Raw genomic sequence first — 26,941 nt, forward strand, 5'->3', positions numbered from 1 at the left:
GTGGGCGCATCAAGGCGCTAGTCATTCGGAAAGGGCCTCTATGCAGATCAGAAGAGCACTTTCCGACGATTTGTCGGCCGTCGTAGCGCTCACCGAGCAGGCCTATGCGCCCTACACGGCATTGTTTGGCGCACCGCCGATCCCCGTTACCGAGGACTACGCACCTCGGATTGACGCCGGCGAGGTCTGGCTGCTGGAAAGCGATGGCGAACTGGCAGGGCTTGTGGTGTTCGAACTGCACGAAGATCATTTACTGGTCTTCAGTATCGCAGTCTCCCCTGCGTTCCAGGGCAAGGGCCTCGGCGTCACCTTGCTGCGTTGGCTGGAGGACAGGACTCGCGCGGCCACCTTGCCGGAGATACGGCTCTACACCAATGCCCGGATGGAGCGGAACATTGCGCTTTATCTGGCTTATGGTTTTCACGAGACGGGCCGCCGGCCAAATCCCGTTCGGCCAGGCTGGGTAGTTGTCGATATGGCGAAGGATGTAGCTCCTGCGGAAGATGCGGGACAGGCCCAAGCGATCGATGTCGCTTGACCGAATGTAGAAACGGAGGAGAAGCAATGAGCAATTCCGGAAAAATCCGCGCCGGCATGGGCGGCTGGACGTTCGAGCCGTGGGACACATCCTTCTATCCGGAAAAGCTGTCCAAGGCCAAGCAGCTGCAATTCGCGACCCGGCAGGTGCCGACCATCGAGGTCAACGGCACCTATTATTCCAGCTTCAAGGAGCCGACCTTCGTCAAATGGGCCAATGAGGCGCCGGACGGCTTTGTCTACGCGTTGAAGGGCAATCGCTTCGTCACCAACCGCAAGGTGCTCGGTGAGGCCGGCGAATCCATGATGCGGTTTCTCGAGTCCGGCGTTGCAGCACTCGGCGAGAAACTCGGGCCGATCCTGTGGCAGTTCGCACCGTTCAAGAAGTTCGACGAGGACGATTTCGGCGCGTTCCTGAAACTGCTGCCGGAAAAGCAGGACGGCGTGAAATTGCGCCACTGCGTCGAGGTGCGCAATCCGAGTTTCGTCGTGCCGGAATTCGTCGCGTTGGCGCGCAAGCACGATGTCGCCATCGTCTTTGCCGACCATGCCACCTACCCCGCCATTGCCGACGTCACCGGTGATTTCGTCTACGCACGGCTGCAGACAGGCTCGGACGATATTCCGACCTGCTACGCACCGAAGGCGCTGGTCGAATGGGTCGCTCGTGCAAAAACATGGGCGCAGGGCGGCGTGCCGGACGATCTGCCACGCGCCGATCCTTCAAGCGACGCGCCGGTGAAACCGCGCGACGTCTTCGTCTACTTCATAACCTCCGGCAAGGTCCATGCGCCGCATGGCGCCATGGCTTTCATGGAGCGCGTGAAGGGCTGATGCCCGCCGAGCCTGACGTCAGGCCGTCCCACGCAGCCATTGCTCCTTCGCCGATCGAAAGCAGCCTTTCGCGCGAAGCTCCGTCGCGCGCCTGGATCGACATGCCTTGCTGGACAGCGAGATAGAAGACGGCGATCGCCTCACAGTCGATCGTCTCTGGCAATTCGTCCTGTTCGATTGCAAGCTTCAGGCGATTCTTGAAGTCTTCCACATTGGCTTGCCGCCTGTGGCTCAGATCGCGGAAGACCTCCAGATTGCCGTCGCTGGGATTGAGCGCGCCAAGCACGATCAGGCATCCCTTCGGATCGCCGGGCTCGCTGAACGCGATTGCCGAGGCGCGCAGAAAATTCGCCATCGCTTCCCGCGCCGTGCTCGGGCTTTCGAACGCTTTCCAGATATCGACGCCTTCGGTTGCGCTGTAGAGATCGGCCGCTTCGCGAAACAGCGCTTCCTTGCATCCGAAGGCGGCGTAGAGGCTGGGCGAGTTGATGCCCATGGCGGCCGTCAGGTCCGACAGCGACGCTCCATCATAGCCCTTCTGCCAAAATACGCGCATCGCCCGCCGCAAGGCTTCATCGCGGTCGAAGCTGCGTGGCCGGCCCTTCTGAGACATCGAATACCTTTCTGTTGTGATCGATACATAAATCACTTGACTGGCGCAGGCAAGGTTGCCATCTATTTTGTATTGATTGATATAGAAAGGCAGTGAACAAAATGTCTACCCACGAAAACACGATCGAACTCCGGGGCAAGGTCGCACTGGTGACCGGCGGCAGCCGCGGCATCGGCGCTGCGATCGCAAGGCAACTGGCCCGCGCCGGTGCCGATGTCGCGCTGACCTATGTGCGCTCGGCCGAAAAAGCCGAAGCAGTCGTGAAGGAGATCGAAGCGCTTGGCCGGCGCGGCCTGGCGATACAGGCCGACAACACCGACGCCAAGGCGGTCGAAGCATCGGTGGCAACCACCATCGCGCAGCTTGGACGCCTCGACATTCTCGTCAACAGCGCCGGCATCTGGCACGCCGGCCCCCTGGACACGGTAACGCTGGAACAGCTGGATGAAACGATGGCGGTCAATTTCCGCGCTCCCTTCATCGCATCGAAGGCAGCCGCAGCCGTCATGCCCGAAGGCGGACGCATCATATCGATCGGCAGCAATCTTGCAGAACGCGTGCCGGATGCAGGTATCGGCCTCTATTCGGCAAGCAAGGCGGCACTTGTCGGCCTGACCAAGGGCCTGGCGCGCGATCTCGGCCCGCGCGGCATCACCGTCAATGTCGTGCATCCCGGCTCCACCAACACCGATATGAACCCCGCCGACAGCGACCACGCCGACGCCCAGCGCGGCCGGATGGCGATACCGAAATACGGCTCCCCCGACGACATCGCCGGATTGGTCGCGTGGCTGGCTGGCCCGCAAGGCCGCTTCATGACGGGAGCCGCATTGATCATCGATGGCGGCGCCAACGCCTGATTCCGAAACGTCGCTTTTCGCGCGGCGAGGCCAACGGCGCAAAGACCGTAGTGAGCTTCAGGTATCAAAATTGTAGGGCTCGGGTTTTTAATTCATCTCACAAGGTCTAGACTTGCCGTGAACAGGTGAGTGGCGGGGATACCACCCAACCAGGATGAATGATGGCAATACGCCTGACACTGGTGCTTGTGCTTCTGGCGGGCTTTGCGTTTGCCTTCTCCAAACTGGCCAAGCACAACAATGGAGAAGACCCGGGCTCTCCTTGCCAGGAATGGTCGAATCCCGACTGCCGCCCGCCAGGAGTTGCCCCTCCATCTTGATGCGCAGCGGAACGAAACAGCGCCCACGGCGTTGAGGCGCGCATGCGGATTTTTCCGGTGTTAGCTCAGGGTTTTCCCCGCAGCTAGGGAGCCTGGTGGTACAGGCAATGCGCCGGGCTCCCGCAAATTCCGAAGGACAGAAAGCAGCGCCAACGGCAGATCCTCGGCGATCAGCCCCGGCCCAAACCGCTGCGCTGCATCGGCGTGTATCCAGACGGCGGCGCATCCCGCTTCGAAGGCAGGCATGCCCTGAGCCAGCAGGCCGGCGCAGATGCCCGCCAGCACGTCGCCGGAACCTGCCGTTGCCAGCAAAGGCGTGCCGTTGGAATTGATCGCGGCCCGCCCGTCAGGCGCTGCGATCACCGTGTCCGGCCCCTTGTAGACGACAACGGCGTTGGAAAGCCGAGACGCGGCGCGGGCTTTTTCCAGCTTCGACAGTTTTTCGTCCTCGGCAATGCCCGGAAACAGCCGGCGAAACTCCCCTTCATGCGGCGTCAGGATCGCCCGTGGCGCGCCCATGCGATGCAAGGCGGCAAACAATGCCTCAGGCTGCGCGGCTAGCGACGTCAGCCCGTCGGCATCCAGCACGAGCCCCTTTGGCGAATTTTCCGCCGCCGCCAGCAAATCGAGAAGAAAGTTTCCGACGCCCGGCTCCGGTCCCAGCCCAGGGCCGTAGACCAGCGCTTCCGGATGGCGCGCATCGAGAAAGCCGAACACTTCCTCCAGCGTGTCGGCCTTGCGCAGCATGATCGAGGTCAGATGGCTGGCGTTGACGGCAAGCGAAAGCGATGGGGAAAGCACGGTGACCGCCCCTGCCCCAATTCGCGCCGCCGCCATCGCAGCCAGCCGGGCAGCGCCGGTCGCCGAGGGTCTGCCTGAAAAGACGCCAACATGACCACGACTGTATTTGTAGGCGTCCAGCGCAGGCATCGGAAACTGATCCAGCCAAAGCGCCGGCATGTTTTCAAAGCAGCGCGCGCCGACTTCGCCAATCACTTCGTCGCCGATGCCGATATCCGCCACGACGACCTCGCCGCAGAAATTGCGCCCCGGCAGGATTAGGTGGCCGGGCTTCTTGCGCGCGAAGGTGACCGTAACCGTCGCCTGAAAAGCCTCGCCGAATACCATGCCGCTTTCGCCGGAAACGCCGGACGGCAGATCGACCGAAACGACCGGGACATTCATGTCCGCGGCGATCTGCGCAGCGCGACCGGCCTCACTTGAAAGGGGCTTCGATAGCCCTGCTCCATAAAGAGCGTCGACTACCAGCGCATCCGGCCCGATTTCAAAGCCGGCTAATGATTGTGGTGTTACCGTACAATCTGCAGCAGCCAGCGCTGCATCGCTCCCGGGTTTCGGCGTTCCTTCGGCCCACAGCACCACCGCACATCCAGCCTCAGCCAGCAATCGGGCGATAACATAGCCGTCACCACCATTATTACCCGGCCCGCAAAGGACGTGGATCGATGACACGGACGGAAAGCGCGCCAGTACAAGCGCCGCGACAGCAGCACCGGCATTGCGCATCAGCGCATATCCATCGAAAGGCCCACTTTCGATCGCGAGGCGATCGGCCTTGGCCATTTCATCGGGTATCAGGATTTCATGCGACATGCGAGCAGCCCGTTCGACCCCTTTGGGGAAATCATGATTAGCACACCGCACCGGCCCGCCGAAATGCAGGACGACAAGATAGATGTTCCGCGCGTCGCGTAGAATCCGGCGCAAACAAAATGCAAATGCCCAAAATTTAGGCGGAATGCACAGATTTTACCCCGTTGCAAAAGCACTCCGATAAGCGATATTCAGGGTATCGCTTAAGCGCCCTGCGCTTTGCCCGAAAAACGCAATTTTTTTCGATCTTTGTGGATTCGAAGAAGGTTTGTTGCGCCTGTAGGCATCTGGCACGCTTCCTGCTTTGTGATGCGCAAGCGGGGCGACACCCGTACAGTCCCTAGCGGAGGCCGCATTTTACATGAAAAAGATCGAAGCGATCATCAAGCCTTTCAAGCTCGACGAAGTGAAGGAAGCGCTTCAGGAGGCCGGGCTGCAAGGCATTACTGTCACCGAAGCAAAAGGCTTTGGCCGACAGAAGGGCCATACCGAGCTTTATCGCGGCGCTGAATACGTCGTGGACTTCCTTCCCAAGGTGAAGATCGAGGTTGTGCTCGGCGACGAATCCGTCGAAGCGGCGATCGAGGCCATTCGCAAGGCGGCCCAGACGGGCCGCATCGGCGACGGCAAGATCTTCGTCTCCAACATCGAGGAAGTGGTGCGCATCCGCACCGGCGAAACCGGCATCGACGCCATCTGATCGGCCAGGCCGACGGAATTTCGTTTTCAACGCCATCATTAAAATCACAGGAAACGCGACATGACGACAGCCAAGGACATTCTCAAGCAGATCAAGGACAACGACGTAAAATTTGTCGATCTGCGCTTCACCGACCCGAAGGGCAAGCTCCAGCATGTGACGATGGATATCTCCGAGGTCGAGGAAGACATGTTCGCCGATGGCGTCATGTTCGACGGCTCGTCCATCGCCGGCTGGAAGGCCATCAACGAATCCGACATGGTTCTGATGCCCGATCCGGAAACCGTCCACATGGACCCGTTCTTCGCGCAGTCGACCATGGTCATCCTGTGCGACATTCTCGATCCGGTCTCCGGCGAGTCCTACAACCGCGATCCGCGCGGCACCGCCAAGAAGGCCGAAGCCTACATGAAGGCAGAAGGTATCGGCGACACCATCTTCGTCGGCCCGGAAGCCGAATTCTTCGTCTTCGACGACGTCAAGTACAAGGCCGACCCCTACAACACCGGCTTCAAGCTCGACTCGACCGAACTGCCGTCCAACGACGACACCGACTACGAGACCGGCAACCTCGGCCACCGTCCGCGCGTCAAGGGCGGCTACTTCCCGGTTCCGCCGATCGATTCCTGCCAGGACATGCGCTCGGAAATGCTGACCGTGCTCACCGAAATGGGCGTGCGCGTCGAAAAGCACCACCACGAAGTCGCTGCCGCCCAGCACGAGCTCGGCGTGAAGTTCGACGCACTCGTGCGCAACGCCGACAAGATGCTGCTTTACAAGTATGTCGTGCATCAGGTCGCCAACGCCTACGGCAAGACTGCAACCTTCATGCCGAAGCCGATTTTTGGCGACAACGGTTCGGGCATGCACGTCCATATGTCGATCTGGAAGGACGGCAAGCCGACCTTCGCCGGCAACGAATATGCTGGCCTGTCGGAAAACTGCCTCTATTACATCGGCGGCATCATCAAGCACGCCAAGGCCATCAACGCCTTCACCAACCCGCTGACCAACTCCTACAAGCGTCTGGTTCCGGGCTATGAAGCGCCGGTTCTGCTTGCCTATTCGGCGCGCAACCGCTCGGCCTCCTGCCGCATCCCCTTCGGCTCGTCGCCGAAGTCGAAGCGCGTCGAAATCCGCTTCCCCGATCCGGGCGCGAACCCCTACCTCGCTTTCGCGGCTCTGCTGATGGCCGGCCTCGACGGCATCAAGAACAAGATCCACCCCGGCCAGCCGATGGACAAGGATCTGTACGACCTGCCGGCGAAGGAACTGAAGAAGATCCCGACCGTCTGCGGTTCGCTGCGCGAAGCCCTGCAGAGCCTCGACAAGGACCGCGGCTTCCTCAAGGCCGGCGGCGTCTTCGACGACGACCAGATCGACGCCTATATCGAACTGAAGATGGCCGAAGTGATGCGCTTCGAAATGACCCCGCACCCGGTCGAATTCGACATGTACTATTCGGTGTAAGGCGAGTTCACATCGCTGAAAAACAAAAACCCCGGCGGAAACGCCGGGGTTTTTGTTTGAAGGCCTGCTGCGATGCCGGCGGCCTGTCTGAATTCCGAGAGATCAGTCCTTTTTGCGGATAACGCCGTAGACGATGTTGCGGTTCTCGCCAAAAAACACCTCCGCCTCGACCGTGTTGCGGTCAACGCTGGCATTGATGATCTTCCACATATCGGCTTCGGTACGCAGCAGCAGCGCCCAGTTCATGAAGGTTTCCATGTAGCCGTCGTCGGTCAGCTCCGGCGAAAAGTTGGCGAACAGCAGCGTGCCCTTGGGCTTGAGCATGCGCAGGCACCGCCTGTTGAGCCTGATCGCTACGGCGTCGGTGAGATAATCGTAGAGGCCGGCGGAATAGACGAAATCGAACGAACCCAGCTTGTAGGCGTCCGTCAGCAGGCCACGCACGGAACCGTCTATGGCCTCGACGGGCGTTCCGGCATAATCGCGCGCAACCGATCCCACGCTCAGCGGATCCTGATCAAGCGCGACCCAGCGCGCTATGCGCCCCTGCTCCAGCGCGACCGAGCTGCCGGCCTCGCGCAGATGGCCCGAGGCGATCGCAAGCACTTCCGTCCCGCCGCCCCTCTCCTCGGCAATCTCGTCGACATACTGCGCCAGGAGATCGCGGCGCTCCCGCACCGCCACGCATGAGGGGTAATATTTGCTGTACGCATAAAGCGCGCTACCGATCGGAGAGGCCTCCGCCACATCCTCCCGGATATTCTCGTGCTGATAGATGAAGTCGAGCAGCCGGGCATCGCCCGAATAGCCGCGAGGCTTTTCGAACGACCAGCGGGTAAACGGGTCCTGGTGAAAATAATCGGCAACGGGATGTTCCTGTGCCAGCGGTATCAGCGCCTGCCAGACACCTGGCTCGACTTTGCGCCGCATCTTGTGCAGCGCCTCGACAGTCCAGCGCATCGTCTGCGCGGGATCATTGCCAGCCTCGAACCACTGCCGTGCCGAATGGAGGACAAGGCCGAGTTCCGCCGTCGCGGTCGCGAGATGATCGCTACTGCCTTGGGAGGGATAGAGGGCCGCCATGTCGGCTGCGATGGCTGTTGGGGTGATAAGGCTTTCGCCATCCAGTACCGGCTGCGGTTCATTCATGCAATTTACGCCCCCGCGTTAATCATTTGTTAACCTATGTTTAAGCCGCGGCGGGCGCAACTCAAGCCAAACCGTCGCGCATGGTTAATAACATTGAAGTGATTTTCTTCATGCTTTGCTAACGCTGCCGCGGAATTGGCACGGCGCTTAACGGAAACTTGTGTTCCTGACGCGAGAATCGTCCGCAGTCTGAAGGTTCCCGCATTGCGGACAGTGTTCGAAACAGCGAAGGCGTTGTTCAACAGGCAGCCTAGTCGGCAGGCGTTGAGTCACCGCATTTCGACGGAAAGCGCATGACACAAACGATGGCCGACCCGATCGACAGTGATCTGCAAGGACCAATAGAGCGTCCTTCGCCTGCAATTCTGCAGACGCTTTACCGCAAAGACAGCGAAGAAATGCAGCGCGTGGGCATCCGCCAGGGCCTGTGGGCCGCAGTCCTTGTCTATCTGCTCTTTTCGATTACCGACATTCTGCTCATTCCCGACGCCGCCCTGCCGGCGATCGCAGTGCGTTTCACCATCGGCATCGGCACATTGATAATGGTGGAATTGCAGTATCGCGAGAACGCGCCGGCAGCCCGTATGGACCTTACCTGTGCGGTGGCCCTGGTTCTTGCATATGTGGGCTGGCTCTTTGCAGCCATCACGACGCGACATACGGAGACGATTTCATACTACCTGGTATTTGGGGCCATCTTCATGATGAGCGCCAACCTGTTTTTCAGCTTCAGGTTTCAGTTCTCCATTTTGGTCTCAGGCGTCATGCTGCTGGCGTCCTTGTCCGTGCTTTTCTATCTGTTTCCATACAACCGGATCTATCAGCTTTCTTTCGGCATATTTCACGTTTCGTGCTTCATCTTCACGTCCTACGTGAACTGGAAACTGAACAGGGAGCGATACAACGTCTTCCTGAATGCGCTGGAAGCCAAGATGCAGCACAAGGAAGCGACCGAACGGGGCAAGGCGCTGCTGAAGCTTTCCCGCACGGACCCGCTGACCGGCCTGGAAAACCGTCGTGCCGTGGATGAGCGGTTGCGCGACCATTGGGGCGCCTGGCAGCAGCAGGGACGACGCTTTGCCGTTCTGCTGATCGATGTCGACTTCTTCAAGCGATACAATGACTGCTATGGCCATCAGGAAGGCGACCGCTGCCTGATCTTGGTAGCCGCCGCGCTCAGCAAGACGATCGAGGCCCATGACGCCTCGATCGGCCGCTATGGTGGCGAGGAATTCATTGTCATCACCTCGCTCGACAAGCAGGAAGAGGTGGCCGACTTTGCCGACGAAATACGCAGCACGATCGAGAAACTTGCGCTCAGGCACGACCAGCGCCGCGATGGCATGCAGATCGTCACGGTAAGCATCGGCGCCGCCTTCACCCGGCATCAGACCGGCGCCAAGCTTGAAAAGATCATCCACGAAGCAGACCGTGCGCTCTATTTGGCCAAGGCCAGCGGCCGCAACTGCGCGAAGCTCTTCGATCCCAACGACCCGCAAAGCAGCGACGAGAGCGAAAACATCGCAGCCCTTCTGAAGATCGCGATCGAGAAAGATCTCGTCTCGCTCGTTTACCAACCCATCCAGAACGTCAAGACTGGCCGGGTCGAAGCGCTGGAGGCCCTTATGCGCCTCAACATGCTGGACGGCACCTCCGTCCCGCCAAGCCTGTTCATTCCTGTCGCGGAACGGACAGGGGCAATTCTGGAACTGGGCCGCTGGGCGATAAGGACGGTGTGCCGCGAATATCTTTCCAACGACCACACGCGCATCGTCAGCGTCAATGTCTCGCCCATCCAGCTCAAGGCCCCCGGTTTTGCAACTTCGGTCGCCGCGATACTTGGTGAAACGGGAATTGCCGGCAACCGCCTCGCCTTCGAGATCACCGAAGGGCTCGAGATGGAGATGCATTCCGATGTTCTGCGCTGCATCTCAGACCTCAAGCTTTTGGGCATCAAGATCTGGCTCGACGATTTCGGCACCGGTTTTGCCGGCCTGTCATGGCTGCGCCTGATCGATTTCGACACGGTCAAGATCGACCGCTCTTTCCTGCACGACTGCAGCTCGCCACGCGGCGAAGCGATGCTTCAGGACATTGTCAGCCTGCTCAGGAATCGCGGGCCCAAAATCCTGGTCGAGGGCGTGGAGGTCGAAGACCAGATGGAACTGATACGCGAACTCGGCATCGACCAGGTCCAGGGCTTCCATGTCGGCCGGCCGGCCCGGGTGGAAAGCATCGGGGCCGAAGCACCGGTCCGGCAACGCCAGTTGCCCATACAGAAATCCGCGTAATCACGGACGAGCATTTTAGGGTGTGGGAGATTCAGGTCAGGACGAGTCGAAAATGGTGGTTTTTGAGAACCGGAGCGGAGTGGACATTTGGGTCCATGAGCACCGGAAGCGCAGAAAATCGCCATTTGCAGGCCGTCATGGAGTGAATCCTCACGCACCCTAGACGGCATCAAAGCAGCGGCCTTATCAGCAGGTCCGCGCCGAGCAGAAGCAGGCCAAGCAGGAACCAGCGGCGGAAGGCAACTGGGCTGACTTTCTTTCGCACCGCCTGCCCCACCCACATGCCGGAAAGCGCCGGCGCTATGGCAAGCGCCGACATCGTGACGTTTCCCGGCTGGAACGCGCCGTGCCAGGCAAGACTGGCCGCAAGCGCGATGGTCGAAACGGTGAAGGAAAGCCCCAGAGCCTGAATCAGATCGTCCTTTTCGAGGCCAAGCGCCTGGAGATAGGGAACCGCCGGAATGACGAACACACCGGTTCCACCCGTTACGACGCCGGTGGCCGCGCCTATCAACGGCGATAACCATCGCTCCAGTCGCGCAGGTATGGCCAGTTGGCGGGCAATGAGCGTGTAAGCGGCGTAGACCAACAGCGCCGCGCCAAGGGCGCTCGTTGCAAGCCGCGTATCGCCGCTCGTCAGAAGCGACGATCCTGCGACCGTTCCAACGACGATCGCCGCCATCATGGGCCAGAAGCGCATGATCAGTTGCAGGAAGCTCGGGCCGGTGAAAAGCTGCCAGACATTGGTGACGAATGACGGCACGATCAGAAGCGTCGCGGCCGCCACAGGCGAAACCAGTGCCCCGAGCACGCCCATGGCGACCGTCGGCAATCCCATTCCGGTAACACCCTTGACGATACCGGCGAGGAAGAAGGTCGCGGCAACCGTGCCGATGAGCCATGTAGACGATTCCATCATGGCTCATCCTCGCCGTTCCTTCTCCCGGCCACAATGCGGATGATCCGCAGTCAGCCTTCGGCTAGCCCGAAGGCTGACTGCACGCTAACATGCCCGTCATGCATTTCGACCTCACCGACCTCCGCCTGTTCCTTGCCGTCATTCAGGCGGGCAGCATCACGCATGGCGCCGCCGAAGCTCACCTGTCGCTTCCGGCGGCCAGCGAGCGCCTGCGCGGTATGGAACTGGCCGGCGGCGTCAAGCTGCTCGAACGGGGGCGCAGAGGCGTGGCACCGACAGAGGCGGGAGAAGCTCTCGCTCATCATGCCCGCCTCATCCTTCGCCAGATGGAGCATATGCAGGGCGAGCTCGGCGAATACGCCAATGGCATCAGGGCAACGATCCGCCTGCTGGCGAACACCGCGGCCATCACCGAGTTTCTGCCCGACAGGCTTGGGCCCTGGCTCGCCGCCCATCGCCGGATCGATGTCGATCTGAAGGAGCGCCAGAGTTCGGAGATCGTGAAGGCCATCTCGGCCGGCCTTGCAGACATCGGCATCATTTCCGATGCCGCCGATTCAAGCGGATTGCAGCTTCGCCCCTTCGCGATCGACAGGCTTGTTGTCGTTGTTCCGCGCAGCCATCCGTTGGCAACCGTTGGGAAAATAGCCTTCGCGGACATTCTTCAGCACGAGTTCGTTGGGCTCGCCGAAGGCAGCGCCTTGCAGGATTACATTGAAGCACAAGCCGCTCGGACGGGAACCAAGCTAAAATTCCGGATGCGCGTGCGCACCTTCGAGGGGATCTGCCGCCTGGCGGCTCACGGTGTCGGCCTCGGCATCGTGCCGGAAACCACGGCCCGCAGATGCCAACGCCCGATGGCGATCGCCTCGCTGCGCTTGACGGAAACCTGGGCAACGCGCCGCTTGCAGATATGTTTTCGTTCACAGGTAGAACTATCGCCCGTCGCGATCGATATGATCGAGCACCTGAGTACAGCTGGGCGTGCGTGACGAGCCAAACGCACAAAAAAGCCCGGCGGTTTCCCGCCGGGCGTTTTCATTGAACCAGTTAAGGCGTGTTACGCGGCAGCCTTCTTGGCTTCCGCCGAGACGGAATCGATCGTCTTCAGGATCTGCGAAGCGATCTGGTAGGGGTCGCCCTGCGAGTTGGGGCGACGATCTTCCAGATAGCCCTTGTAGCCGTTGTTGACGAAGGAGTGCGGAACGCGGATCGAAGCGCCGCGATCGGCCACGCCGTAGCTGAACTTGTTCCACGGTGCGGTCTCGTGCTTGCCGGTCAGACGCTTGTCATTGTCCGGGCCGTAGACGGCGATGTGGTCCATCAGGTTCTTGTCGAAGGCAGCCATAAGCGCCTCGAAATACGCCTTGCCGCCCACTTCGCGCATATAGGTGGTCGAGAAGTTGGCATGCATGCCCGAGCCGTTCCAGTCGGTGTCGCCCAGCGGCTTGCAGTGGAACTCGATGTCGATGCCATACTTTTCGCACAGGCGCAGCAGCAGGTAGCGGGCCATCCAGATCTGGTCGGCGGCGCGCTTGGAGCCCTTGCCAAAAATCTGGAATTCCCACTGGCCCTTGGCAACCTCGGCATTGATGCCTTCATGGTTGATACCGGCTGCCAGGCAGAGGTCGAGGTGCTCCTCGACGAGTTGGCGGGCGATGTCGCCGACATTCCTGTAGCCGACGCCGGTGTAGTAAGGGCCCTGCGGGGCCGGATAGCCGGATTCCGGGAAGCCGAGCGGGCGGCCGTCCTTGTAGAAGAAGTATTCCTGCTCGAAGCCGAACCATGCACCCTCGTCGTCGAGGATGGTGGCGCGCTTGTTCGAAGCGTGCGGGGTGACGCCATCCGGCATCATGACTTCGCACATGACCAGCGCGCCATTGGTGCGGGCCGGGTCAGGATAGATTGCGACGGGCTTCAGCACGCAGTCGGACGAATGGCCCTCGGCCTGCATCGTGGACGAGCCGTCGAATCCCCACAGCGGCAGTTGCTCAAGGCTCGGGAACGAATCGAATTCCTTGATCTGGGTTTTCCCGCGCAGATTGGGGACCGGGGTGTAACCGTCCAGCCAGATATATTCGAGCTTGTATTTTGTCATGCCGGCCTCTCGTAACCAGTTCGCTTAATCTTTGAGGAAGCGCTGAAATGCGCCCGGCCGTCATGGGCCGAGTACCTCAATGCTGAAAAAGCAAGTAGCGTGCCACTTGCGCCGACTTGCTAGAATCCGGTGCAAAAACTCCAGGAAAAGCCGGCCCTTGCGACAAAATGGCCGGCGGAGTGCAGGCGCTCGGGAGAAAAATGGCGATGCTTAGAGTTGCCAGGCTCGCAGATGCGCTTTGGCCTAACGCACTGCACATGGTTCAAAGATGCCGCACGAACCGGCAAATATAAGATCGCCTAAAAAATGAGCAAAACAAGATATTTTACTGTTCATATTGCACAAAACTGATGCACGCCCTATCTTCTCTTTATCCAATGCGGCTATCGCGCCGTCGAGGGAGAGACACGACAATGACTAGTACTGGCATTCATCGTGAATCGGCCAAGATCTACACCTTCAAAGCGAAGGTTCGCTCAACGGCCGATAGTTTTCATGGAAAAACCGGCTCGGTTACAGAGCTCGTAGCAAAGCGTTTGCCCAATATTGCTTGCGGCAGCGCATGGTATCATGAGGAAGCAGTTCAGAGCGCCGACCGCGATCTGAAGAGCTGAACCTCCGAGCCAGGATTGAATGCGTTCCGGATTGCCCGGAACGCTCATTTAAGCTTTCAACGCTTCAAGCAATGCGATCGCCGCCATGAAATCGCGCTTGCGATAATTGCGCCGGGCGACCGCTTCCGAATCCTGGCCCCATTGCTCGATCTGCCAGTCCTCGTCGACATGAGCGGCATTCCAGCCCGTCTCGGCGTCTATCTCGCCGGTCTCTACCGCCAGCGCCAACAGGGCCGATCCTGTCAGCGTCGTCATCACATGAAGCGACGCAAGCTTCAGCGGCTCCGCGCGCTGGCTGAGATGAATGCCGATCGCGCCGATCGCCTCTCGCGGCTGCTCGACATGAATGACGCCCTCGGTCAGCACGAAACGCGCACCGAGCGAAGCGCGAGCCCAATCCAGCACGCCGTCCCAGGCTTCGGCCTGCCGTTCGACCAGCTTCTCCGGCGCCTCGGCGCGGTAGCAGAGAAGGTCCGACGAGGCGAAGCGCAGGATATCTTCCAGCACAGCCTGCGGGTCGGTAGCGACACCATCGATCGCCGTGTTGACCAGCCGCATCACCGGCATGGTCGTCGGATCGATATTTTCCTCTTGCGCTGAAAATTCCGCGGCGACCAGTTCAGCCGCCTCGGCGGTAGGCAATGTCAGGATCGCCTTGGCGGGCGTGCGAACGGGCTTGCCATCGAGATGCACGGCAAAACCGCCCTCGACGGGCGCAACCGTGACGGATTTATAGAACCGCTTCGGCAACTGCCGCTTCAACTGGCTTTGTGCGCGACGGATCGGATCGGGGTCCGACAGCAGGTCGCTGATTTCGAGATCGTTCAGAATTTCACGCATCTTGCACTCACTGAGGCAGCCGTCGCGGCGGCCTGTTGACGACGATCAGGCCGATAGCAATCAGTCCGAGCGCCAGAAAGATCCTGACGGTGAGCGGTTCACCGAGAATGAGACCACCGCATAATACGCCAAAAGCCGGCGTCAGGAAGGCAAAGCTCGAAAGGCCAGATGCGGGATAACGGCGCAGCAGCCAGAACCAAAGCACATAGGTGAACGCTACGACGTAGACGGACTGGAAAAGCAGCGCCAGCGTCGGCACCAGCGCGAACTCGCGAACGGACGGGCCGGCGAAAGGCAGCACGAATGCGCCGACCACCGCCGCCCCGGCCAGTTGGTAGAGCAGAAGTTTCTCGGCGCTCGTGTTCGTCAGATTCGAACGCTTTATGACGATATTGGTCAAGGCCCAGAGAATGCCTGCGCCGAGACTCATAAGATCGCCGATCAGTGTCCCGCTCGCCCCGAGCTTGTCGGAAAAAACTGCAACCAGACCCGCAAATGCCAGCAAAAGGCCTATCAGCTTGCGCGTGGTGATGCGCTCGCCAAGCAGGAAGTGTCCACCGATCAGCACCCAGAACGGCATGGTGTTGACCAGAAGCGTGTTGCGCGCAACCGTCGTATGATCAAGGCCTATGTAGAGAAACAGGAATTCGAGACCGAAAAGCACGCCCACCGCGACGCCCGAAACAAGCGTGCCGTCTTTCCTAAAGAGCGCAATGCCGCGCCAGCGGCACCATGCCAGAACTAGCGCGCCGCCTATAATCGCGCGGGCGATCGAGAGAAACACCGGATCGTAGCCGGCATAGGAAATCTTCGCGGCAACGCCATTTAACCCCCACGAAAAGGTGAGGCCAACCATGATGGCTGCCGCCGCCATGTCGATGGTGTCGCGGCGACCGATTGTGCCCTCAGCGTGGCTCACGCTTCCTGCTCACCATTCGCATCGTCGAATCCGAGAAGGTTCCAGCTCTGGCGCATATGCGGCGGCATCGGCGCGGTGACGTCGATGACACCCTTGTCGGGATGCGGAATGCGGAGGCGGCGGGCGTGAAGATGCAGGCGGTTCTGCATGCCGCCCGGGAAATCCCAATTGGTGTCGGCCTCGAAATATTTGGGATCGCCGATGATCGGGCAACCGATATGGGCGGCGTGCACGCGCAATTGGTGCGTGCGGCCGGTATGCGGCTCCATCTCGAGCCAGGCCAGGCTTTGCGCCGCCTGTTCCAGCACGCGGTAATAGGAGACGGCGTGATCGGCACCCCGCTCGCCGTGCTGGGCGACGCGCACGCGGTCACCGTCCGGCGTCGGCTCCTTGATCAGCCAGGTGGAGATCTTGTCCTCGCGCTTTTTCGGAACGCCCTTGACCAGCGCCCAATAGGTCTTCTTGGCGTCACGCCCGCGAAATGCCTCAGCAAGTTTCATTGCCGCAAGCCGCGTGCGCGCGACGACCAGCACGCCGGACGTGTCGCGGTCGAGCCGGTGGACGAGACGCGGCTTCTCGCCCTTGGGACTGCGCCATGCCTCCAGCATGTCATCGACATGCCGTACCACGCCTGAACCACCCTGCACGGCAAGACCGGCCGGCTTGTTGAAGACAAACACTTTCGGGTCTTCATAGAGGAGCATCTGCGACAGCACATCGCCGTCTTCCTGGCTACGCATGGTGCGCGCGGTCAGTATGCCATCGCCCTTCTTGTCGACATCGAGCGGCGGGATGCGGATCATCTGGCCCGGCTCGACGCGCGTATCGGCCTTCGCCCGCCCGCCATCGATACGAACCTGGCCCGAGCGCAACAGTTTCTGAAGGTGCCCGAAGCCAAGCCCGGGGAAATGGTTCTTGAACCAGCGATCGAGCCTCATGCCCGTTTCGCCGTCCTCGACCTTGATCTGCTCTACGCCTGCCATTGTGCCATGTCCGTTTCAATCCGGCGCAATAGCATCAGCCGACGCTTCTTACGAGCCACAATCCCAGAAACAGGGCAAGAATAGCGCCGATAACGCTCACAAGCACGTATGCAAGCGCCGGAAGTGCCGCTCCGCGCTCCCAAAGCACGGCAAAATCGAGCGAAAATGCCGAGAACGTCGTGAAGCCACCGAGAATGCCGGTCGCCACGAACAGCCTGATCTCGTTCGACGCACCGAAGCGCCGCGCCAGAAGCTCCACGAACACCCCCATGGCAAAAGAGCCAGCGATGTTTATGGCCATGGTGCCCCATGGAAACGTCATCCCCACCAGCCTCAGCGCTGCGAGATTGACGAGATGGCGAAGCGACGTGCCGATGGCGCCGCCAATGGCGACGAGGACCAGATGATACATAACAGGTTTGATAGCGGATCGAGTTCGGCGGCGAAAGATACCGCTACTTCACCGGCATCGCCACCTTTGGCTTGCGCGAGCCGATCATCTTCCAGTTCTTGTAGAACATCGCCTTCATGCGATCGACGCTGATCGAGATCACCGACAGCATTGCCGACAGGAAGCCCGGAACCGGAGACGGACGGATGATGTCCATGAACACGCAATAGCGGCGGCCGTCATGCTCGTTGACCGAGCGGTGCAGCAACGTGTCGTCGAAGATGAACAGCGGGTTCTGGTACCAGAGCTGCTTGGCGTTGCCGCATTCGATGAAAATCTGGTCGGTCTTTGCCGGAACCAGATTGTAGAGCACGCGCAAGGTCAGTCGCAGCGGGCCGAAATGGTACGATGTCGATTCACGTCCCGAGAAAACGGACACCGCTATCGTCCTGATATATTTGAATTTCTGGGTAAATTCCGGAACATTGTCGATGTGCTGCTTGCCATACCATTGGTAGACATACATGCCGCGACGGCCGCTCTCGAAATTCGCGTCAATATCGGCAATGATCTCGGCCTGCCGGCTCTTGAAGACGTCCAGAACCTGATCCACCTCGCGGCGATAATCGCCCGGAAACTGCTCCAGCTTCCACACGCCCCAATTCTTGTAGGACAACAGGTCGACGAAGAGATTGAAAGGCGAAAGCAGCCAGGTGAACATGCCGTTGCCGAGGAAATAGAGGCTGAACAGTTTTCGGTTCTTGCGGTCGTTGCGCAGCACGTCGATCAAGCCGCAAAGAAGGAACAGGGCCGTTATGATGGGAATGAAATAGAAGGCCACGGCAAGAATGAGCACGGCTATGCCGATCTTGCGAACGGTCTTGAGAGACTTCTTGTCCATGAGTCTTACCGAAAAAGCAGAATTTGCGGGCAGTACAAAGCACATGTCGATGACAAGTCGTTGAAACGCCTGCCGATCGACCGGCGCAATCGCAGCGCCGAATCTTTGGCAAAATTACGATCAATCGCCGCGACCCGATTTTTCCCGCCGAAGTTTCGCCCAGTAGTCGAGCCGCTTCCTTATATCGCGCTCGAAGCCGCGCTCAGGCGGATCGTAAAACGTCTGACGGCCCATCTTTTCCGGAAAGTAATCCTGGCCGGAAAAGGCCTCGGGCTCGTCGTGATCGTAACGGTAGCCCGCGCCGTAATCCTCGCTCTTCATCAGCTTGGTCGGCGCATTCAGAATGTGCTTGGGCGGCAGGAGCGAACCATGTTCCTTGGCCGCACGCGTTGCCGCCTTGAAGGCCGTATAGACGGCGTTGGATTTCGGCGCGGTGGCGAGATAGACGCAGGCCTGCGCGAAGGCCAGTTCGCCTTCCGGCGAGCCGAGATAATCGTAGGCGTCCTTGGCGGCATTGGCGATGACCAGCGCCTGCGGGTCGGCAAGGCCGATATCCTCGACAGCCATGCGTACCAGGCGCCGACCGAGATAGAGCGGGTCCTCGCCGGCATCGAACATGCGTGCGAGATAATAGAGCGCCGCATCGGGATCGGAACCGCGCACCGATTTGTGCAGGGCGGAGATCAGATTGTAATGGCCGTCCTGGCCCTTGTCGTAGATCGGCGCGCGGCGCTGAACGATGCGCTGCAGGCCCTCGGCGTCGAAAACCTCGCTCGGCCTCGCAGCACGCCAGACTTCCTCGGCAAGCGTAAGTGCCGCACGGCCGTCGCCATCGGCCATGCGCATCAGGACCGCCCTCGCCTCGTCGTCGAGCGGCAACGCCTTGCCTTCGGCTTCCTCTGCCCGCAAAAGCAGCTTTGCTATGCTCTCCTCACTGAGCGACTGGAAGACAAGCACCCGCGCGCGCGACAGGAGAGCCGCATTCAACTCGAAGGACGGATTTTCCGTCGTCGCGCCGACCAGGATAACCGTGCCGTCTTCCATGACGGGAAGAAAAGAATCCTGCTGGGCGCGGTTGAAACGATGGATCTCGTCGACAAAGAGCAAGGTCTGACGGCCATTGGTGCGGCGCAACCTTGCCGTCTCGAACACCTTTTTCAGATCGGCAACGCCCGAAAAAATCGCGGAAATCTGCTCGAAGGCCAGACCGGTTTCGCCGGCAAGCAATCGGGCAACCGTCGTCTTGCCTGTTCCGGGCGGTCCCCAGAAGATCATCGAGCCGAGCGAGCCGGATCGGATCATGCGCGTCAGCGCGCCGTCCTCTCCGGTCAGATGTTCCTGGCCGACGACTTCGCCGAGGCTAGCCGGGCGCAACCGGTCGGCAAGCGGCCGGCCGGGCGGGGCTTTGTCGGGTTCGTCGGCCTTGAACAGGTCGGCCATGGGGTGCTCGTCAGTAACGCAGAATCTGGCGCAGCAACTGTCCGTCGCGTTCAACCGTGAAGCGCCACGCGCGCGTATTCTGGTCCGCAATCTGCTTCAGTTTCTGCGGCGTATCGATCACCTCGCCATTGACCTCGCGAACGATATCGCGTGGCTGCAGGCCGAAACGCGCAGCCGGTGAGTTGCGGTCGATATCGACCACCGACACCCCGGTCGTCTCCGCCGGCAGACCGAGCTGCTGCGCCAGCCGCGGCGACAGCGAAGCGACCTTGGTGCCTGCGAATGGGCTGCGGCCGCCAATGGCGACCTGCGCCGGTGCTGCGTCCGCCGGTGGCCGCACGGGCGTGATGTCCGCCGTCTTTTCGGCACCCTGGCTCAAAACGTTGAGCTTGGCGGGAGCGTCGATGGCGATCGTCGCGAGACGATAGCCCAGCGCATCGACATGCTCGATGGCAACGCCGTTGAGCGACAGAACCACGTCACCCGGCTTCAGGCCGGCCTTGGCGGCAGGCCCATCGGGGATAACCGAAGAGACGAGCGCGCCGGTCGGCTTAGGCATGCCGAGCGACTCGGCAATCGCTGCCGTGACAGGCTCGAAGGCAGCGCCGATGAACGGTCGCTCGAAATAGTCCCTGCCCTGCTTGGCCGATTCGACGACCGCCCGCACCATGTTGGAGGGAATGGCGAAGCCAATGCCGATCGAGCCGCCGCTGCGGCTGTAGATGGCGGTGTTGATGCCGACGAGCTGGCCGGTCATGTTGATGAGGCCGCCGCCGGAATTGCCGGGATTGATCGCGGCATCGGTCTGGATGAAGAAGCCGAAATCCGACACGCCGATATGCGAGCGCGCCAGCGCCGAAACAATGCCGCTGGTCGTGGTCTGGCCCACGCCGAAGGGGTTGCCGATGGCAAGCACCAGATCGCCGATTTCCAGTGCGTCGGAATCACCGATAGCGATGGATGGGAACGGCTTGCTGTCATCGATCTTCAGCACGGCAAGATCGAGCGACTCGTCCTTGAGCAGCACCTTGCTGGTGAATTCGCGGCCGTCGGAAGTCGCGACCTTGACCTCGTCGGCATTGTTGATGACGTGGTTGTTGGTGACGACGATGCCGCTCGGATCGACCAGCACGCCCGAGCCCAGCGACGACTGCATGCGCTGCGGCGCCTGGCCGCCAAACTGACCGCCGAAGAACTGTTCGAAGAACGGGTCGCCTGCGAAGGGCGAGCGCACGCGCACCTGTTGCGAGGCGTAGACGTTGACGACTGCCGGCGCGGTGTCCTTGACCAGCGGCGCGAAGGAAAGCTGGATTTCGGGGCGGCCGAACGGCAGGCGACGTCCTTGCGGCGCAGGCGGCGGTGCCGGCTCCTCGACGCTCTTCAGAAGCTCATTCAGCACTTCCTTCAGGCCCGGCTGATCCGGCTGCTTGGCCTCCGGTGCCTGTGCGGCCGGCGGTTGCGCCGGCGCAGGTGCCGCCTGCGGCGCAGGAGCAGCCTCAGGGGCCGGTGTTTCCTGCGCCATGACAGGTCCGGCTGCAAACGTGGCAGCGACAGATAGCCAGGCGGCAATCAGGACAAACGGCAATCTTTTGGCGACCATACGAATCCTCCAGGGCAAGCGCGCGCCATTGTCACGATGAATGTGCAAAATGAAAGGCTTGACGGGCCCTTGAGAAGCTAAGCTCGAAATAATCTCCATTCTTACCACTGGTTCCCCGGGAAGAATGTCCGGACATTGAGGACTGTGCCCTGGCCATGGAGGTACAAAACCGCGGGTGAAGTACCGCCCTCCTTGGGCGGAAGTCTCACTTCCAGCGAGCGACTGCCATCGTTGTGGACAGAAACATGCAGGCTTCGTTGCCAATCGCCCAAATCGAAATCGGAAAGACCCTTCAGCGAACCGAATTGCCCCAGCATCGACTCCTCGTTTGAAAAAGGCTCGTCCGAAAGCGATTTGAAGGTAGTCCAATCTTTGGCAGCCGTAGCAGCCAGCACTTGCTCAATTCGCTGTAGCTCCTCCTTCGTGGCAAGTTCCGCTCCTCCACGAGTGGCCACGCCGGTAGCGATCTTGACAGCCATCTCCGAGAAACCGCGTTCACGCGCATGGTCCAACGGTGTCTTGCCATCGCGATCGGAAATATTCTTGGCGCCCGCAAACACAAGCAGTTCGACGATTTCCTCGTAAATCTCGCCACCATCGCCAAGGATCACGGCCTCCAGCAGCGCGGTCCAGCCGAGATTGTTGACGTGGTCGATGTCAATGTCGGTTTCGAGCAGAATACGCACCGTATCCGGGTAGCCATGGTGCGATGCCGGAATGAGGGCGACACCGCCATAGCGGTTGGTGTCCTTCAGATTGGCCTTTCCGCTCGCCAGTATCGCCTTCAGGATTTCATTGCGCCCTTCAGCACCCGCATAGAGGAACGGCGTATCCTTGATAACGTCCTTGGCATTGACGTCCGCACCCGCTTCGATGAGCGCCTTGGCAACCTCGACGTGGTTCGCTCGGGTAGCCAACAAAAGAGGCGTTCGCGCCGCGCGATCACGAACGTCGATCTTCACGGCCTCCGCCAGCAGCGTTCGCACTTCGTCAATCCTGCCGGCAGCGGCTGCTTCCAGAAGCATATTGTCCCTCTCCCCCGCAAAACTTCCCGAAGCCATCAGGACCATGACGATGACCGTCATGGTCGCAACGACGGATTTCAGGAGGGCCTGCCACGTTCCAGTTTTCATATCGCGGAAGATAGCGCGTCGGTCGCCAAAAAAGCAAAAGGGGCCGCAAGGCCCCTTCGCAAAATTCGGTGATATGAACAGCCGATTAAGCGGCTTCGGATTCCGAATTGGCTTCTTCAGCCTCGACGCGAACGCGGTCGCCGGCACCCTTGGCCGAAGTGTCGCGATCGACGAACTCGATCACGGCCATCGCGGCGTTGTCGCCGTGACGGAAGCCGGCCTTCATGATGCGCAGATAGCCGCCGTTGCGGGTGGCGTAGCGCGGCGCAAGCGTGTCGAAGAGACGCTTGACGACGGCTTCGTTGCCGATCTGTGCGATAACCTGACGGCGAGCGTGCAGGTCGCCGCGCTTGCCCAAAGTCACCAGCTTCTCGACGATAGGACGCAGGTCCTTCGCCTTGGGAAGCGTCGTTGTAATCTGCTCATGCTCGATCAGCGAAACTGCCAGATTGGCAAACATCGCTTGGCGGTGGCTTGAGCTGCGGCCCAGCCGGCGTCCGGCGAATCCATGGCGCATGGCCCTACTCCTTCAAATCCTGGTTCACGAGGCCTTAGCCTCAATACTGATCTTCGTAACGCTTGGCGAGATCTTCGATGTTTTCCGGCGGCCAGTCGGCCACTTCCATACCGAGATGGAGACCCATCGCGGCCAGAACTTCCTTGATCTCGTTCAGCGACTTGCGGCCGAAGTTCGGGGTGCGCAGCATCTCGGCTTCGGTCTTCTGGATCAGGTCGCCGATATAGACGATGTTGTCGTTCTTCAGGCAGTTGGCCGAACGCACCGAAAGCTCTAGTTCGTCGACCTTCTTGAGCAGAGCCGGGTTGAACGCCAGTTCGGTAACCTGCTCGGCGGCAACTTCCTTCTGCGGCTCGTCGAAGTTGACGAACAGGCCGAGCTGGTCCTGCAGGATGCGCGCAGCGAAAGCCACGGCATCTTCACCGGTAACCGAGCCGTTGGTCTCGATCGTCATGGTCAGCTTGTCGTAATCGAGAACCTGGCCCTCGCGGGTGTTCTCGACCTTGTAGGAGACCTTCTTGACCGGCGAGTAGAGGCTGTCGACCGGGATAAGGCCGATCGGCGCGTCTTCAGCGCGGTTGCGGTCTGCCGGCACGTAGCCCTTGCCGGTGTCGACAGTGAATTCCATGCGGATTTCAGCGCCTTCGTCCAGCGTGCAGATGACGTGGTCGGGATTGAGGATTTCGACGTCGCCCACGGTCTGGATGTCGCCAGCCAGAACAGCGCCCGGGCCCTGCTTGCGCACAACCATGCGCTTGGGGCCGTCGCCTTCCATGCGGATGGCGATTTCCTTGATGTTGAGCACGATGTCGGTCACGTCCTCGCGCACACCGGCGATCGAGGAGAACTCATGCAGGACGCCGTCGATCTGCACTGCGGTGACGGCAGCGCCACGCAGCGACGACAGAAGTACGCGACGCAGCGCGTTGCCGAGCGTCAGGCCAAAGCCCCGCTCGAGCGGCTCTGCGACCAGAGTGGTCAAAGTCTTTTTCTTCGACGAGAACTCGATCTTGTTCGGCTTGATCAGTTCCTGCCAATTTTTCTGGATCATTTTGTCTTCCTTCCGGTTCCCCGCCACCATCCAATCGTGGCGGGCGATCTGGAAAAACCGCACAAGCGCCCAATGCGCTTATGCGGCGATGAAATCACAAACTAGACGCGACGCTTCTTGCGCGGGCGGCAGCCATTGTGCGGGATCGGCGTCACATCACGGATCGAGGTGATGGTGAAGCCGCCGGCCTGCAACGCGCGAAGAGCCGATTCACGACCCGAACCCGGACCGCAGACTTCAACTTCCAGCATGCGCATGCCATGTTCCTGCGCCTTCTTGGCGACGTCTTCAGCAGCCATCTGGGCGGCGAACGGCGTCGACTTGCGCGAGCCCTTGAAGCCCTGAGCACCGGCCGACGACCAGGCAATGGTGTTGCCCTGTGCGTCGGTGATGGTGATCATCGTGTTGTTGAAGGTCGAGTTGACGTGAGCGACACCCGACGAAATATTCTTACGTTCGCGGCGGCGAACTCGTGCGGCTTCCTTGGCCATAGTGGTCCTTTCAGTTGATCTCGTCACCGCCGTAATACCAGCGGCTACACCAGGAGAGAGCGGGAGTAAGGGAATAAGGCAGTAGGGGAATAGCGAAAAACCCAGACCTACTGCCTTACTCCCCTATTCCCTTAATCCCCTAAATTACTTCTTCTTGCCGGCGATTGCCTTGGCGGGACCCTTGCGGGTGCGCGCATTGGTATGCGTGCGCTGGCCACGAACCGGAAGCGAACGGCGATGACGCAGGCCGCGGTAGCAGCCGAGGTCCATCAGGCGCTTGATGTTCATCGAAACTTCGCGGCGCAGATCGCCCTCGACCTGATAGTCGCGGTCGATGGTTTCGCGGATTGCAAGAACTTCAGCGTCGGTAAGCTGATTGACGCGGCGCTCGGCCGGGATGCCGACCTTCTCGACGATCTCGGCGGCAAACTTCTTGCCGATACCGTGGATGTACTGCAGCGCGATGACTACGCGCTTGTTGGTCGGAATATTGACGCCAGCTATACGGGCCATTTTCTTCTCCATGTGAGCCGGTCAAGCCGGCGTTATTGTTGACCCGCGTCCGGTGGAGACCGGCCCTTGCGGGTGTTCCTGGTTCAATGCGAGCGCCTCATCCTAACGGACAAGCCAACCTGACGCCTGAATGGGAGACGGGCCGCTATAGTCCAGAAGCGTCAATCAGTCAACAGGTTGGCTGACTTTATTTCTCTTCACCGTTTCGGAAAGGATAGATTCGATCTGCGAAGTGACGGTTTCGATCTCCGCCATGCCGTCAACCGACTTCAGCATGCCCTTGGCATAGTAGTAGCCAATCAGCGGGGCTGTCTTCTTGTAATACTCCCGCAGGCGTTCCTCGAACACTTCCGGAATGTCGTCCTTGCGCACCGGCCGACCGGCAGCCTTGGCTTCTTCAGCGCGCTTGACGATGCGGCCAACCAAAGCCCTGTCATCGACAACGAGCTCGATAACGGCGTTCAATGCCAGGGAGCGATCTGCCAGCATAGACTGGACCGCGTCTGCCTGAGCCAGAGTGCGCGGATATCCATCGAGGATGAACCCCCGCGCGCAATCGGCCTGATCGATGCGCTCGGCAACGATGGCATTGACTATGGCATCTGAAACCAGCTCGCCGGCGTCCATCACAGCCTTGGCGCGCTTGCCGACCTCGGTTCCGGCATCAACTGCCGCGCGCAGCATGTCGCCGGTGGAAAGCTGCGGTATGCCGTGCTTTTCGACGAGCCTCTGTGCCTGCGTCCCCTTGCCCGCCCCCGGCGGTCCAAGCAATATCAGCCTCATTTAGTTCTCTTCCCTCCCCGAAGCTTGGATTTCTTGATCAGCCCTTCGTACTGATGGGCGATCAGATGACCCTGGATCTGCGCAACCGTGTCGAGCGTGACGCTGACGACGATGAGCAGCGATGTTCCACCAAGATAGAATGGAACGCCAGTGGCCGAAATCAGGAATTCGGGCAATAGGCAGACAAGCACGAGGTAGATGGCGCCGATGACCGTGATGCGGGTCAGCACGTAGTCGATATATTCAGCCGTACGCTCGCCGGGGCGATAGCCCGGAATGAAGCCTGAATGCTTCTTGAGCTGGTCGGCCGTATCCTTCGGATTGAAGACGATCGCGGTGTAGAAAAACGCGAAAAACACAATCATCGCGGCATAGAACGCCATGTAAAGCGGCTGTCCGTGACCAAGAGCGGCCAGGATCGTGCTTGCCCAGGCAGGCATGTTGGTCGTAGCCGAGAAGCCTGCAACGGTCGCCGGTAGGAGCAGCAGCGACGAGGCGAAGATCGGCGGAATGACGCCGGCCGTGTTGAGCTTCAGCGGCAGGTGCGACGTATCGCCCTGGAACATACGATTCCCGACCTGGCGCTTCGGATATTGGATCAGCAGGCGGCGCTGGGCACGCTCGAAGAAGACGATCAGCGCGATGACGACGATCGCCAGAATGATGATCGCGAGAATCAGCGCGGTCGACAGAGCGCCGGTGCGGCCGAGTTCCAGCGTGCCGCTAATGGCATGCGGAAGGCCTGCAACGATGCCGGCGAAGATGATGAGCGAAATGCCGTTGCCGATGCCGCGCGCGGTGATCTGCTCGCCGAGCCACATCAGGAACATGGTGCCGCCGACCAGCGTGATGACGGTCGAGGCGCGGAAGAACAGGCCCGGATCGGCGACGATGCCGTTGCCGCCCTCGAGTCCGACCGAAATACCATAGGCCTGGACGAGAGCGAGAAGCACGGTGCCGTAGCGGGTGTACTGGTTAATGACCTTGCGGCCCTGCTCGCCTTCCTTCTTCAGCGCTTCGAGCGACGGGATGACCGACGTCATGAGCTGCATGATGATGGAGGCGGAAATATACGGCATGATGCCGAGCGCAAAGATCGCCATACGGCTGACCGCGCCACCGGCAAACATGTTGAACATGCCAAGAACGCCGCCGGACTGCGAATTGAAGGCCTGGGCGAATGCGTCGGGATTGATCCCGGGAAGCGGAATGTAGGTGCCGAGACGGTAGACCAGCAACGCCCCAAGGGTAAACCAGATGCGTTTCTTGAGATCCTCGGCCTTGGCGAAGGCTGCGAAATTCAGATTCGATGCAAGTTGTTCAGCAGCCGATGCCATGCAAAAGTCTCCGCTTGGTCACG

General features: G+C 60.3%; 28 protein-coding genes. 8 read left to right on the plus strand and 20 right to left on the minus strand.

The window, feature by feature from the left end:
• The first annotated feature begins 40 nt into the window (after nt 1-40).
• A complete protein-coding gene (locus WBQ96_RS15080) occupies nt 41-538 on the plus strand; it encodes a GNAT family N-acetyltransferase (RefSeq protein WP_336551147.1) in 498 nt (165 codons plus the stop codon).
• A gap of 26 nt (nt 539-564) precedes the next feature.
• Nucleotides 565-1,371, plus strand: coding sequence for a DUF72 domain-containing protein (locus WBQ96_RS15085; protein ID WP_336551149.1), 807 nt, complete (start codon nt 565-567; stop codon nt 1,369-1,371).
• On the opposite strand, the gene WBQ96_RS15090 is transcribed toward WBQ96_RS15085, so the two are convergent.
• Nucleotides 1,349-1,984 carry a TetR/AcrR family transcriptional regulator gene (locus WBQ96_RS15090; RefSeq protein ID WP_336551151.1) on the minus strand — a complete coding sequence of 212 codons (636 nt, stop codon included), beginning with the start codon at nt 1,982-1,984 and terminating at the stop codon, nt 1,349-1,351. The genes WBQ96_RS15085 and WBQ96_RS15090 overlap by 23 nt on opposite strands.
• Nucleotides 1,985-2,085: 101 nt before the next feature.
• Here WBQ96_RS15090 and WBQ96_RS15095 point away from each other — a divergent pair, with 101 nt between their 5' ends.
• A complete protein-coding gene (locus WBQ96_RS15095; protein ID WP_336551152.1) occupies nt 2,086-2,844 on the plus strand; it encodes an SDR family NAD(P)-dependent oxidoreductase in 759 nt (252 codons plus the stop codon).
• A gap of 380 nt (nt 2,845-3,224) precedes the next feature.
• Here WBQ96_RS15095 and WBQ96_RS15100 read toward each other — a convergent pair whose 3' ends face one another.
• Complete coding sequence (locus WBQ96_RS15100) at nt 3,225-4,778, minus strand: NAD(P)H-hydrate dehydratase (RefSeq protein WP_336551153.1); 1,554 nt, start codon at nt 4,776-4,778, stop codon at nt 3,225-3,227.
• A 361-nt stretch (nt 4,779-5,139) separates the two neighbouring features.
• Between WBQ96_RS15100 and WBQ96_RS15105 the strand changes: the two genes are divergently transcribed.
• Nucleotides 5,140-5,478, plus strand: coding sequence for a P-II family nitrogen regulator (locus tag WBQ96_RS15105; RefSeq protein ID WP_091913600.1), 339 nt, complete (start codon nt 5,140-5,142; stop codon nt 5,476-5,478).
• Nucleotides 5,479-5,538: 60 nt separating this feature from the next.
• The gene (glnA, locus tag WBQ96_RS15110) at nt 5,539-6,948 is read left to right on the plus strand and encodes a type I glutamate--ammonia ligase (RefSeq protein WP_165113706.1); all 1,410 of its coding nucleotides are present in this window, start codon (nt 5,539-5,541) and stop codon (nt 6,946-6,948) included.
• 102 nt (nt 6,949-7,050) lie between these two features.
• Here glnA and WBQ96_RS15115 read toward each other — a convergent pair whose 3' ends face one another.
• Nucleotides 7,051-8,097 (minus strand): class I SAM-dependent methyltransferase, encoded by a 1,047-nt coding sequence (locus tag WBQ96_RS15115; protein WP_336551154.1) that lies wholly within the window; start codon nt 8,095-8,097, stop codon nt 7,051-7,053.
• A gap of 293 nt (nt 8,098-8,390) precedes the next feature.
• Here WBQ96_RS15115 and WBQ96_RS15120 point away from each other — a divergent pair, with 293 nt between their 5' ends.
• A complete protein-coding gene (locus WBQ96_RS15120) occupies nt 8,391-10,388 on the plus strand; it encodes a putative bifunctional diguanylate cyclase/phosphodiesterase (RefSeq protein WP_336551155.1) in 1,998 nt (665 codons plus the stop codon).
• A 169-nt stretch (nt 10,389-10,557) separates the two neighbouring features.
• Here WBQ96_RS15120 and WBQ96_RS15125 read toward each other — a convergent pair whose 3' ends face one another.
• Both WBQ96_RS15125 and WBQ96_RS15130 read right to left on the minus strand, forming a co-directional pair.
• Nucleotides 10,558-11,307: a sulfite exporter TauE/SafE family protein gene (locus tag WBQ96_RS15125; protein ID WP_336551156.1), complete on the minus strand. Its 750-nt coding sequence runs from the start codon at nt 11,305-11,307 to the stop codon at nt 10,558-10,560.
• Between the two features lie 50 nt (nt 11,308-11,357).
• Entirely contained in the window at nt 11,358-11,489 is a 132-nt protein-coding gene (locus WBQ96_RS15130) for a hypothetical protein (protein WP_337035905.1), read from the minus strand.
• Here WBQ96_RS15130 and WBQ96_RS15135 point away from each other — a divergent pair.
• Nucleotides 11,463-12,299 carry a LysR family transcriptional regulator gene (locus WBQ96_RS15135; RefSeq protein ID WP_337035904.1) on the plus strand — a complete coding sequence of 279 codons (837 nt, stop codon included), beginning with the start codon at nt 11,463-11,465 and terminating at the stop codon, nt 12,297-12,299. The genes WBQ96_RS15130 and WBQ96_RS15135 overlap by 27 nt on opposite strands.
• Nucleotides 12,300-12,367: 68 nt before the next feature.
• Here WBQ96_RS15135 and WBQ96_RS15140 read toward each other — a convergent pair whose 3' ends face one another.
• Nucleotides 12,368-13,405 carry a glutamine synthetase beta-grasp domain-containing protein gene (locus WBQ96_RS15140; RefSeq protein WP_336551157.1) on the minus strand — a complete coding sequence of 346 codons (1,038 nt, stop codon included), beginning with the start codon at nt 13,403-13,405 and terminating at the stop codon, nt 12,368-12,370.
• Between the two features lie 413 nt (nt 13,406-13,818).
• Here WBQ96_RS15140 and WBQ96_RS15145 point away from each other — a divergent pair, with 413 nt between their 5' ends.
• Nucleotides 13,819-14,019: a DUF2735 domain-containing protein gene (locus tag WBQ96_RS15145; protein ID WP_165113695.1), complete on the plus strand. Its 201-nt coding sequence runs from the start codon at nt 13,819-13,821 to the stop codon at nt 14,017-14,019.
• A 48-nt stretch (nt 14,020-14,067) separates the two neighbouring features.
• On the opposite strand, the gene WBQ96_RS15150 is transcribed toward WBQ96_RS15145, so the two are convergent.
• The 14 genes from WBQ96_RS15150 to secY form a co-directional block, all read right to left on the minus strand.
• Entirely contained in the window at nt 14,068-14,859 is a 792-nt protein-coding gene (locus WBQ96_RS15150; protein ID WP_336551158.1) for an ATP12 family chaperone protein, read from the minus strand.
• A gap of 7 nt (nt 14,860-14,866) precedes the next feature.
• A complete protein-coding gene (locus WBQ96_RS15155; RefSeq protein ID WP_336551583.1) occupies nt 14,867-15,733 on the minus strand; it encodes a DMT family transporter in 867 nt (288 codons plus the stop codon).
• Between the two features lie 41 nt (nt 15,734-15,774).
• On the minus strand, nt 15,775-16,761 hold the full coding sequence (locus WBQ96_RS15160; RefSeq protein ID WP_336551159.1) for an RluA family pseudouridine synthase: 987 nt from the start codon (nt 16,759-16,761) through the stop codon (nt 15,775-15,777).
• 34 nt (nt 16,762-16,795) lie between these two features.
• Nucleotides 16,796-17,173 carry a fluoride efflux transporter CrcB gene (gene crcB, locus WBQ96_RS15165; protein ID WP_336551160.1) on the minus strand — a complete coding sequence of 126 codons (378 nt, stop codon included), beginning with the start codon at nt 17,171-17,173 and terminating at the stop codon, nt 16,796-16,798.
• Nucleotides 17,174-17,216: 43 nt separating this feature from the next.
• Nucleotides 17,217-18,053 (minus strand): aspartyl/asparaginyl beta-hydroxylase domain-containing protein, encoded by an 837-nt coding sequence (locus tag WBQ96_RS15170; protein WP_336551161.1) that lies wholly within the window; start codon nt 18,051-18,053, stop codon nt 17,217-17,219.
• A gap of 120 nt (nt 18,054-18,173) precedes the next feature.
• Complete coding sequence (locus WBQ96_RS15175; protein WP_336551162.1) at nt 18,174-19,493, minus strand: replication-associated recombination protein A; 1,320 nt, start codon at nt 19,491-19,493, stop codon at nt 18,174-18,176.
• A 10-nt stretch (nt 19,494-19,503) separates the two neighbouring features.
• The gene (locus tag WBQ96_RS15180) at nt 19,504-21,093 is read right to left on the minus strand and encodes a DegQ family serine endoprotease (protein WP_336551163.1); all 1,590 of its coding nucleotides are present in this window, start codon (nt 21,091-21,093) and stop codon (nt 19,504-19,506) included.
• A 101-nt stretch (nt 21,094-21,194) separates the two neighbouring features.
• Entirely contained in the window at nt 21,195-22,178 is a 984-nt protein-coding gene (locus WBQ96_RS15185; protein ID WP_337035902.1) for an ankyrin repeat domain-containing protein, read from the minus strand.
• Nucleotides 22,179-22,311: 133 nt separating this feature from the next.
• The gene (gene rplQ, locus WBQ96_RS15190) at nt 22,312-22,743 is read right to left on the minus strand and encodes a 50S ribosomal protein L17 (protein WP_336551165.1); all 432 of its coding nucleotides are present in this window, start codon (nt 22,741-22,743) and stop codon (nt 22,312-22,314) included.
• A 40-nt stretch (nt 22,744-22,783) separates the two neighbouring features.
• Complete coding sequence (locus WBQ96_RS15195) at nt 22,784-23,794, minus strand: DNA-directed RNA polymerase subunit alpha (protein ID WP_091913584.1); 1,011 nt, start codon at nt 23,792-23,794, stop codon at nt 22,784-22,786.
• Nucleotides 23,795-23,895: 101 nt separating this feature from the next.
• Complete coding sequence (gene rpsK, locus WBQ96_RS15200) at nt 23,896-24,285, minus strand: 30S ribosomal protein S11 (protein ID WP_091913583.1); 390 nt, start codon at nt 24,283-24,285, stop codon at nt 23,896-23,898.
• Between the two features lie 144 nt (nt 24,286-24,429).
• Nucleotides 24,430-24,798 carry a 30S ribosomal protein S13 gene (gene rpsM / locus WBQ96_RS15205; RefSeq protein ID WP_165113678.1) on the minus strand — a complete coding sequence of 123 codons (369 nt, stop codon included), beginning with the start codon at nt 24,796-24,798 and terminating at the stop codon, nt 24,430-24,432.
• A 165-nt stretch (nt 24,799-24,963) separates the two neighbouring features.
• Entirely contained in the window at nt 24,964-25,581 is a 618-nt protein-coding gene (locus WBQ96_RS15210) for an adenylate kinase (RefSeq protein ID WP_165113676.1), read from the minus strand.
• Nucleotides 25,578-26,918: a preprotein translocase subunit SecY gene (secY, locus tag WBQ96_RS15215; protein ID WP_336551166.1), complete on the minus strand. Its 1,341-nt coding sequence runs from the start codon at nt 26,916-26,918 to the stop codon at nt 25,578-25,580. Before secY ends, WBQ96_RS15210 begins: the two co-directional genes overlap by 4 nt.
• Nucleotides 26,919-26,941: the final 23 nt, after the last annotated feature.

It is taken from the genome of Mesorhizobium sp. CCNWLY176, assembly GCF_037153935.1.
Classification (GTDB): domain Bacteria; phylum Pseudomonadota; class Alphaproteobacteria; order Rhizobiales; family Rhizobiaceae; genus Mesorhizobium_M; species Mesorhizobium_M zhangyense.